Origin of the sequence: Rubrivirga sp., assembly GCF_049648075.1 — a bacterium.
Classification (GTDB): domain Bacteria; phylum Bacteroidota; class Rhodothermia; order Rhodothermales; family Rubricoccaceae; genus Rubrivirga.
In genome coordinates, this window is record NZ_JBARYR010000235.1 from 21880 (window position 1) to 31217 (window position 9338).

Annotated in this window: 10 protein-coding genes; 8 read left to right on the forward strand and 2 right to left on the reverse strand. The window is 69.2% G+C overall.

Going from position 1 to position 9338, the window contains the following annotated elements; all coding sequences use genetic code 11:
• Positions 1-26: 26 nt before the first annotated feature.
• On the reverse strand, positions 27-770 hold the full coding sequence (locus tag WBA11_RS07035) for a DoxX family protein (RefSeq protein ID WP_424519992.1): 744 nt from the start codon (positions 768-770) through the stop codon (positions 27-29).
• Between the two features lie 187 nt (positions 771-957).
• Here WBA11_RS07035 and nth point away from each other — a divergent pair, with 187 nt between their 5' ends.
• The 8 genes from nth (at position 958) to WBA11_RS07075 (ending at position 8331) form a co-directional block, all read left to right on the forward strand.
• Positions 958-1797 carry an endonuclease III gene (gene nth / locus WBA11_RS07040; RefSeq protein WP_424519993.1) on the forward strand — a complete coding sequence of 280 codons (840 nt, stop codon included), beginning with the start codon at positions 958-960 and terminating at the stop codon, positions 1795-1797.
• A 155-nt stretch (positions 1798-1952) separates the two neighbouring features.
• Complete coding sequence (gene mscL / locus WBA11_RS07045; protein ID WP_424519994.1) at positions 1953-2474, forward strand: large conductance mechanosensitive channel protein MscL; 522 nt, start codon at positions 1953-1955, stop codon at positions 2472-2474.
• A 99-nt stretch (positions 2475-2573) separates the two neighbouring features.
• Positions 2574-4100, forward strand: a complete 1527-nt coding sequence (gpmI, locus tag WBA11_RS07050) for a 2,3-bisphosphoglycerate-independent phosphoglycerate mutase (RefSeq protein ID WP_424519995.1) — start codon at positions 2574-2576, stop codon at positions 4098-4100.
• A 66-nt stretch (positions 4101-4166) separates the two neighbouring features.
• Positions 4167-4658, forward strand: coding sequence for a DUF2231 domain-containing protein (locus WBA11_RS07055; protein WP_424519996.1), 492 nt, complete (start codon positions 4167-4169; stop codon positions 4656-4658).
• Positions 4659-4721: 63 nt separating this feature from the next.
• Positions 4722-5777: a heat-inducible transcriptional repressor HrcA gene (gene hrcA / locus WBA11_RS07060; protein ID WP_424519997.1), complete on the forward strand. Its 1056-nt coding sequence runs from the start codon at positions 4722-4724 to the stop codon at positions 5775-5777.
• A 168-nt stretch (positions 5778-5945) separates the two neighbouring features.
• Positions 5946-6497 carry a nucleotide exchange factor GrpE gene (locus WBA11_RS07065; RefSeq protein WP_424519998.1) on the forward strand — a complete coding sequence of 184 codons (552 nt, stop codon included), beginning with the start codon at positions 5946-5948 and terminating at the stop codon, positions 6495-6497.
• A gap of 3 nt (positions 6498-6500) precedes the next feature.
• Entirely contained in the window at positions 6501-7670 is a 1170-nt protein-coding gene (dnaJ, locus tag WBA11_RS07070) for a molecular chaperone DnaJ (RefSeq protein WP_424519999.1), read from the forward strand.
• A 130-nt stretch (positions 7671-7800) separates the two neighbouring features.
• Complete coding sequence (locus WBA11_RS07075; RefSeq protein ID WP_424520000.1) at positions 7801-8331, forward strand: flavin reductase family protein; 531 nt, start codon at positions 7801-7803, stop codon at positions 8329-8331.
• A gap of 17 nt (positions 8332-8348) precedes the next feature.
• Here the strand turns inward: WBA11_RS07075 and WBA11_RS07080 are convergent, their stop codons facing one another.
• A complete protein-coding gene (locus WBA11_RS07080) occupies positions 8349-9128 on the reverse strand; it encodes a TIGR02757 family protein (RefSeq protein ID WP_424520001.1) in 780 nt (259 codons plus the stop codon).
• Positions 9129-9338: the final 210 nt, after the last annotated feature.

Genomic DNA, 9338 nt, shown 5'->3' on the forward strand with positions numbered 1-9338 from the left:
TGACGGAATCCTCAAGCCCCGTGGCCTTACGCCACCTGTTCATATCTGAACGCGTCGAGGTCTTCCGGGGCCTCGATCACTTCGATGACGCCGTCACAATCGGTGCAGCGGAAGACCACGCGCGTGGGGCGCGCATGAGTGCCGGTGATGAACCGGAGTCCGCTGAGGCCTCCATACTCACGGCGCTCCTTGGCGTGTGGATGGTGGCGGTCTCGGTCCTCGCACTCGCACGGAGTCTCCGTCGAGCTAGCTCGCGCGGCGCGCGGCGGAGCCAAGGGGAGGCGTGGCCGAGCACGAAGGCGCTGGGCAGTAGTCGCGACGAGCTCTTCCTCGTCCGACCTCTGCCTCTCCGACCACCCCTCCACGGCCCGGTCGAGGGACCACTGCCCAGATCCCCACACGACGAACACGAGCAGGAGCGCCAGCACGAACGCTGAGAACGCGAACGACTGACCCAGAATCCCGCTCTCCGGAAGGTGAACGAGGAACGCCGCGCCAGCTAGCGCCGGGACTTGCACAGCAGCTGCCACCCGCGTAGCGATGCCGAGGGCCAGGAAGAGTCCTCCCACCAAGTGCGACAGTCCGACATAGTGGGCCATCGACAGCGTCGCGAACGGACTCTCGCTGCCGGACGGGATGAGGTCGGCCAGCGACGACGGGTCGGCCAGAAAGGTGACGCCTCGGATGGCGAGCCCGATCCCCAGATAGATCCGGACGACGTCGAGCGCTGCCGATCGGTTGGACTCGGCCCAGCTGAAGAGTGGTTTCATGTCGATTCACAGGTTTCAGGAATGAATGAAATGGTGAAGTGAGCCATTTGGTCCGTCAGGTCGTCAAGGCGGGGGAAGTCCTGATTAGTCATGGGCTTGGTTTCCTGTTTCGCGCGGTCAGAGCGCGCACAAAGGCACATCCGCCCGTCACGCCGGAGTAGGTTGCTCCGCCCGACCTCGATGATTCGTGACCCGAAAGGAGAAAGCCCGCGCCGTCCTCGATCGCCTGAGCGACGCGATCCCCGAGCCCGAGACCGAACTCGCCTACCGGACCCCGTTCGAGCTGCTGATCGCCGTGATCCTGTCGGCGCAGTGCACCGACAAGCGCGTCAACATGATCACGCCGGCCTTGTTTGAGTCGTACCCGACGCCGGAGCTGATGGCGCGTGCGTCCGCGGACGAGATCCTGCCGTTTATCGCGTCGATCTCGTTCCCGAACAACAAGGCCAAGGCGCTCGCCAAGACCGCGCGGATGTTGGTGGACGATTTCGGCGGTGAGGTGCCCCGCGCACACTCGGACTTGGTCAAGCTGGCCGGCGTCGGCCGGAAGACCGCGAACGTCGTCGTTTCCGTCGCCTTTGGCCAGGCCGCCATCGCCGTCGACACCCACGTGTTCCGCGTCGCCAACCGGATCGGGATCGTCAAGGACAAGGCGACCCCGGACGCGGTCGAGAAGGGGCTGCGCCGTGCGATCCCGCGCGAAGAGTGGGCGGACGCGCACCACTTGTTCATCCTGCACGGTCGGTACACGTGCCTGGCGCGATCGCCGACGTGCGGCGTGTGCCCCGTGACCGACCTGTGCGACTACTACGCCGCCCTCGAGTCGTTGCCTGCCGACCTCGAGGGGCTCGATCCTAAACAGGGCCGCTACTTCTCGAAGACCGCGGGCCGCTACTTCGACGAGCCGGCCTCGAAGACGGACCGCCGAGGCGTCGAGCAGATCGCGGACCCGTGGTCGGGCTCGATGAACGTGTACGACTCGAGGACGGGGCGCACGACGAAGCGCGTGAAGGACTACCGGATCTAAAGCTGGGACCAGCGGCCCGCTCGAGTCCCTCGTCCTCGAGGACGACAGGTCTCCTGCTCTCGAGGCCGCGTTCACGAAGCGACGAGCGCTCGACGCTTAGGCGTGCCGCTCCGGCCTCGAGGTCGGATCTTGGATCGCCGCCGCCACCCATTCCCGTGAAGCTGCTCTCCGACTTCAAGACCTTCGCCCTCCGCGGCAACCTGGTCGATCTCGCGATCGGGTTCACCGTCGGCGCGGCGTTTACGACCGTCGCGCGGTCGCTCGTGGACGACTTGCTGATGCCTCCGCTGGGGCTCATCCTCGGCAAGACCGACTTTTCGGACTACTACCTCTTGCTCCGAGAGGGCGACGCCGCACCGGGGCCGTACGACACGAAGGAGGCGGCCGAGGTGGCCGGCGCTGTGACGCTCGACTACGGCGAGTTCTTGACCAACCTCCTGACGTTCCTGGTGATTTCCATGGCCGTGTTCGCCGTCGTCCGGCTGGTGACACGGGCGAGCCAGGCCATCCAAGACGAGTTCGGGGAGGCCGACGAGCCCGAGACGCCGGAGACCAAAAAGTGCGCGTACTGCCGTGTGACGGTCCCGTACAAGGCGAGCCGGTGCCAGCACTGCACGTCGTTCCTCGGCACCGATGGCGGCCCACTTCATCCCGACGCCGCCATCACGCCGGGGTAGCGTCCTCGAGGGCGGCACCACGGCCTGAGCCCCTCGTCGATTCTGCGGCCTCGAGGTCGGCGAACGCGGATCTTTCCATCGTCCCCAACCAGCGGCCCCTTGATCCGAAAGCACCTCCTCTTGATCCTCGACGGCTACGGCATCGCCGACGACCCCTCGGTCTCCGCCGTCGACGCGGCCGAGACGCCGTTCCTCGACGACCTGTTCGCGACGGCGGCGACCTCGACGCTGGAGGCGTCCGGCCGAGCGGTCGGGTTGCCGGCCGGGCAGATGGGCAACTCGGAGGTCGGGCACCTCAACCTGGGAGCCGGGCGCGTGGTCTACCAGGACATCACCCGGATCGACAAGGCGATCGAGGACGGGGAGATCATGGCGAACCCGGCTCTGCGCGCGGCCGTGCAGCACGCCCAGGCCGGGGGCACCAAGCTCCACCTGATGGGTCTGCTCAGCGACGGGGGCGTCCACTCGCACCTGCGCCACGTCGCGGCACTGCTCCACCTCGCCGCGGCCGAGGGCCTAGAGGCCGACCGCGTCGTGATCCACGCGTTTACCGACGGCCGCGACACCGCCCCGGACGGCGGGGCCGGCTACGTGCGCGACCTCGAGGACGCCATCGAGGCGGCCGGCGTCGGCGTGGTCGGGTCGGTCGTGGGGCGGTACTGGGCGATGGACCGCGACGAGCGCTGGGAGCGAACCGAGAAAGCGTACCGACTCCTGACGACGGGGGAGGGGACGGGCTACTCGGATCCCGCCGCCTTCCTCGAGGAGAGCTACGCCGCCGGCACCACCGACGAGTTCGTCGAGCCCGGCCGGCTCGGGGACGGCGCCGGCACCCGCATCGAGGACGGCGACGCGGTCGTGTTCTTCAACTTCCGCTCGGACCGCGGTCGGCAACTCACCCGCGCGTTTAGAGAGCCGGGCTTCGACGGGTTCGACCTCGAGGTCGTGCCAGACGTCCACTACGTCACGATGACGTCGTACAGCGCGGCCTTCGACGTCCCGGTCGCCTTCGTCAAGGACGACTTGCCGGGCGTGTTGGGAGAGGTCATCGCGGGGGCGGGACTGACGCAGCTCCGCGCGGCCGAGACCGAGAAGTACCCCCACGTCACGTTCTTCTTTAACGGCGGTCGCGAGATCCAGTACCCCGGCGAGGAGCGGATCCTGGTCCCGAGTCCCAAGGTGGCGACCTACGACCTCCAGCCCGAGATGAGCGCCCCCGAGCTGTCGCGACGCGTGGCCGAAGCCATCCGCGAGCGAGCGCCGGACTTGGTCGTCCTGAACTTTGCCAACCCCGACATGGTCGGGCACACGGGCGTCTTCCAAGCCGCCGTCGCCGCCGTCGAGGCCGTGGACAACGCCGCCAAGACCGTCGTCGAGGCCGCCCTCGAGGGCGGCTACACCGTCGAGGTCTTGGCCGATCATGGCAACGCCGACAAGATGCGCAACCCGGACGGCTCGCCCCACACCGCCCACACAACGGTCCTGGTCCCCCACGCGATCCTGGGCGGCGGCTTCGAGGGCGACCTCGCGCCCGGCGCCCTGGGCGACGTCGCCCCGACGATCCTGTCGCTCATGGGACTCGGCGCCCCGCCCTCGATGACCGGCACGCCGCTGGTCGAGGTGTAACCTCGGGACCGCCGCGACGCTACGAACGGTCGCCCTCGAGGCCGACGAACTCGACCCCTCCCCGCTATGGAGCCCATCGCTCAGTACGAGATCCCGTTCCTGCACCCGCTGGCGGTGCACTTCCCGCTCGTGCTGCTCCTGCTCGGGGCTGGGGCTGCCGCGTTCTACTTGGTGCTCGGGCGTGGCGTGTGGCGACAGGCCGGTCTCATCCTTTTCGCGCTGGGCGCCCTCAGTGCGTGGGCGGCGGGGGAGACCGGACACGACTTGTACAACGCCGTCGAGGGCGACCCCGTCGTCGAGGACGTGGTAGGTCTCCACTCCGACGGGGCGCGCTGGACGTTGTGGACGAGCGTGATCGGCACCCTCGCGTTTGGGCTGGCCTCCGCGGCGCGTCTCCGCCGCCCCAAGCCGGTCGAGGGCGAGGAGCCGTCGCCCTCGAGGCCGCGCGAGCCGCTGTGGGGACGCGTGTTGGCGTTCGTGCCCGCGTTCGTCGCCGCCGCTCTCGTCGCGTGGACGGCCCACTTGGGCGGCATCATGGTGTGGGGCGTGCCTCGGTGACGTCCGTGTGAAGGATGGCGCGCGTCGGCGCGACCGAGCGGCTAGATTCGTTGGTACCCGGTCATGAATCGTCCCCCCGACCATTCCCTTTCGTCGCGCGAAGAGGACGTCCTGCGTCGCGTCGTGCAGAACTTTATCGACACGGCCTCGCCGGTCGGGTCGAAGGCCCTGGCCGAGCACGTCGACGTGTCGAGCGCGTCCGTCCGCGCGACGATGCGCAGCCTCGAGGACGCGGGGTACCTCGGGCACCCGCACACGTCGGCCGGACGCGTCCCGACCGAGGCCGGCTACCGCCTCTACGTGGACGACCTGATGGACGTCACGGGGCTCTCCGCGCGCGAGGCCACTTTGCTGCGGGAAAGCGTCCGACGCCGTCTGGGCGATAAGGAGGCCATCGCTCGCGATACCAGCCGTCTCTTGGGCCGCCTCAGCCAGCTGCTGGGCGTCGTCCTCACACCCCGCTTGTCGACGGGCGTCCTGGACCGCATCGAGGTCGTCCCGCTCGGCGGTTCTCGCGTCCTGTTCGTGCTCGCACTGAGAGGAGGCCACGCCCGCACGCTATCGGCCGAGGTCGACGCCGAGGTCCGCTCTGACGCCCTCGACGCGATCGTCCAACGTCTCAACGAGCGCCTGGCCGGTCACACCCTGGAGGAGATCCGCCGGACGGGCCGCGAGCGTGTCCAGGACCTGGCCGACGACGACCGCACCGGCATCGTCCGCGTCGTGCTGCGCGACGGCCCCGACCTGTTCCGCCAACCGCCCTCGAGGCGCGCCGCGATCGGCGGCGCTCAGCACCTTGTCTCCCAGCCCGAGTTCGCGCGTCCCGAGTGGGTCCGCGACGTGGTCGAGCTCGCCGAGAGCGAGGACGTGGTGATCCACCTGCTCGAGCGTCCTCGACTGCTCGACGGCGACCCCGACCGCGCCCTCGTCCTCATCGGCCGCGAGGTCGAACGCGGGCGCCCCGACGGTCCGACCTACTCCGTCGTGACGGCCCCGTACCGCTCCGGCGATGGCGTGGGCGCGGTCGCCGTCTTGGGACCCACGCGAATGGACTACGGCCGCGCCGTCGGCCTGGTCGAGTACGTCGCCGGCCTGCTCGGCGACACGCCCGACGACTAACCCGCCCTGCCGGATTCGGGCGCGTCGTCCTCGAGGGCGGTGCACGCCACCCGCGAGTCGCCGTCCCATTCGCCCCGATCTCCCCACCCGTTTCGTTCGACCCGGGCCGTTTCCAGCCGCATCTTCCTACCGCCGACGATTTCTGAGTCTCTAATGCCTGATCGCCCTGTGGCACCTTCCGACGCCCACTTCGACACCGACGACGCCCTCGAGGACGAGACGCAGCCGATCCCCGAGCCGGACTCCGAATCGGACCCGTCCGACGCCGACCTCGACGTGCAGCGCCTGCAGGACCGCCTGCTCCGCGTCACCGCCGAGTACGACAACTACCGCCGCCGTTCGGTCTCGGACCGCGAGGAGGCCGTCCGTCAAGGCCGTCTCGGCGTGCTGCTCCCCGTCCTCGAGGTCTACGACGACCTGCGCCGCTCGCTCGACGCGTCGCGCCGCGCCGCCAAACAGGACGCCGGCTCCGCGTCGTTCGACGCGCTGAGTCAGGGCATCGAGCTCGTCTACCAGAAGTTCGCCGACGCCCTCGACAAGGTCGGAGTCGAGCCCATCGAGGCCGTCGGGAAGCCGTTCGACGAGGACCAGCACGAGGCGATGATGCAGCAGGCCGCCACCGACGACGCCGAGTCCGGCACGGTCCTCGCTGAGATCCAGCCCGGATACCGACTCGGTGACCGCGTCGTCCGCCATGCCCGCGTCATCGTCGCCGAATAACCCATGCCCGAGACCGCCGAGCGCGACTACTACGAGATCCTGGGCGTCACCCGCGAGGCGACGTCCGACGAGATCAAAAAGGCCTACCGCAAGCGGGCGATGCAGTCGCACCCCGACCGCAACCCGGGCGACGCTGAGGCAGAGGCCCTTTTTAAGGAGGCCGCCGAGGCCTACGAGGTGCTCTCCAACCCCGAGAAGCGGGCTCGCTACGACCGGTTCGGACGCGCCGGAGTCTCCGGTGCCGGCGGCGGTGGGCAGGCCGGGTTCTCGGACATCTCCGACATCTTCTCGGCCTTCTCCGACATTTTCGGAGGGGGAGGAGGCGGCCCCTTCGGCGACGTGGGCGGCCAGCGCCGTCGGCGCGGCCAGGGCCGGCCGGGCAGCGACTTGCGAGTCCGGCTGTCGCTCTCGCTCGAGGAGATCGCGGAAGGCGTCGAGCGCCAGCTGAAGCTCCGCAAGTTCGTCGGGTGCGACAACTGCGAGGGGACCGGTGCCGAGGACGGTGAGGCCGGGTTCCAAACCTGCCCGACGTGTGAGGGCGTCGGCGAAGTGCGTCAGGTCTCGACGTCGTTCTTCGGCCAGTTCGTCAACGTCCAGGCGTGCCCAACGTGCGACGGCGAAGGCCGGACCATCACGGACCCGTGCCACGTCTGCGACGGCGAGGGGCGCGTCAAGGGCGAGGAGGAGGTGACCGTCGAGGTCCCGCCGGGCGTCTCGAGCGGCCACTACCTCCAGATCCGGGGTTCGGGCAACGCCGGGCTCCGCGGTGGCCCGCCGGGAGCCCTCCGCGTCGAGATCGAGGAGCAGCCCCACGAGCACTTCGAGCGGGAAGGTCTCGACATCGTCCACGACCTGTTCCTCTCATTCCCCGACGCCGCGCTCGGCACCGAGTCGACGGTCCCGACGCTTCGAGGCCGGGCCAAGCTCCAGGTCGAAGCGGGCATCCAGAGCGGCCGGATCCTGCGGATGCGGGGCCGAGGACTCCCCGAGGTCGGCGGCGGTCGCCGTGGCGATCAACTCGTCCGCGTCCACGTCTGGACCCCGGAGTCGCTCTCAGAGCCTCTACGCGAGGCGCTCGAGCAGCTTCGCCTCGAGCCCGATCTCAAGCCGGCTCCACCAAAGAACCGCAAAAAGGGATTCTTCAGTCGCGTCAAGGACGCCTTCACGGGCTAGCCGTCCTCGAGGCGGCCCCAGTGCTTGCGATGACGTGGTGAGAGAAGGAGAGCCGCGCCCGTTCTCGAGGTCGAGCAACGTCCGCCCTCGAGGCCGCGAACCGCGCACGGTGTGCCTCGTCACAGCGCCCGTGTCTACTCCTCCCACCGATCTCCGCCCCGAGCGGCCGGCCTCCGTCCCCGCGACGGGAGAGGCCCTCCGCTACGCCTTGCGCGACCTGCCGTCGCCCGTCGCCGTCGTGACGACGGACCCTGGAGAGCCGCGCGGGGCGACCATCGGATCGTTCGCGAGCGTCTCGCTAGATCCGGCCCTCGTGTCCTTTAACGTGACGCACGGCTCGTCGCTGCACCAGGCGCTCTCGCAGGGCCGAGGCTGGGCCGTCCACCTCCTCGCGTCGACCCAGGCCGACGTCGCGGAGCACTTTGCGCGTCCCGACCTCGAGGGCGATCGGCAGCTCGAGCCGTTCGCTCACGTCCGGGGCGACGGGCCGCCTCTATTAAGAGGTGCGCTCTCGATCTTGCTCTGCGAGCCCCACGCTCGCTTCGAGGCCGGTGACCACACGGTGTTCGTCGGCCGCGTGACCGACGTGGTCGATGGGAGTGGGGTTGACCCACTGCTGTACTACCGCCAGTCGTACCGCGCGATCGGCGAGACGGTGTAGCGCCCTCGAGGACGGCGTCAGCTCTGGGTCGGGATCTCGCGGCCTTGGTAGGCTCCGAGTCCGAACAGCGCGAAGTCGTACCGCGCGGGGTCCTCTGGAGAAAGAGAGCGGCAGACGTCCGTCAACTCTTGGACAGCCCGCCAGTCGTCGTAGCGGCGCGAGAGCAGTCCGAGCCGCCTCGCCTGCGTTCCGGTGTGGACGTCGAGGGGGATGACGAGTTGGGACGGATCGACCGAGGACCAAACCCCAAGATCGACCGGTCCGGGACGGGTCATCCAGCGTGCGTACATCGACAGCCTTTTGCACGCGCTCCCGGTCGACGGCCGCGCCAGGTGCTTCGACCGCATCCCCGCGTCTGGGACGATGGTCAGCAGCGTGTCCGAGAACGTCTGAATCGCGGGGCCGATGTCTCTGTCGGCCTCGAGGCCGCGCACGAACAACGCCTCGAGCGACCCGACGTCCTCGAGGACGGCCCGCACGGACCGCGTGAGCGCCACCGCGTCGGCCGACGAGAACGTCCGGTGCTTAAAGCCCTCGAGGGCACTCGATCCGGGCGAGAACCCACGGACAAACTGCGCCGGGCGGCCGTCCATCCGCTCGACCAGGTCGGCCAGCTTCGACAAGATGACCGAGCGGCGTCCCCAGGCGAGGACCGCGGCATAGAGCCCGATCACCTCTTGGTCGGCGGGGTCGTCGAACGCGTGGACGACCGAGATCGGATCGTCCTCGATGAACGCGGTCCGTTCGTACCGCTCGACGAGCGGGTTCAGCAAGGCGCCGGTCTCCTCCGTCGTCATGGAGCCGGCGCCCGGTTCGTCCTCGAGGCCGATTACTCGCCGGACGGCTTGCCGACCGTCTTGCCTTGGTCGCCGGCCTCGTCGGTCGCGACGGGGTCCGCGGCGTTGGCGACGGCGTCCGTAGCGGTGTCCGTGTCGCGCTCGACCACGAGCGTGACGTCATTCACGAGAGCGGCGAGAGCGCCGACGGCTGCGAGCACGGGCGTCGCG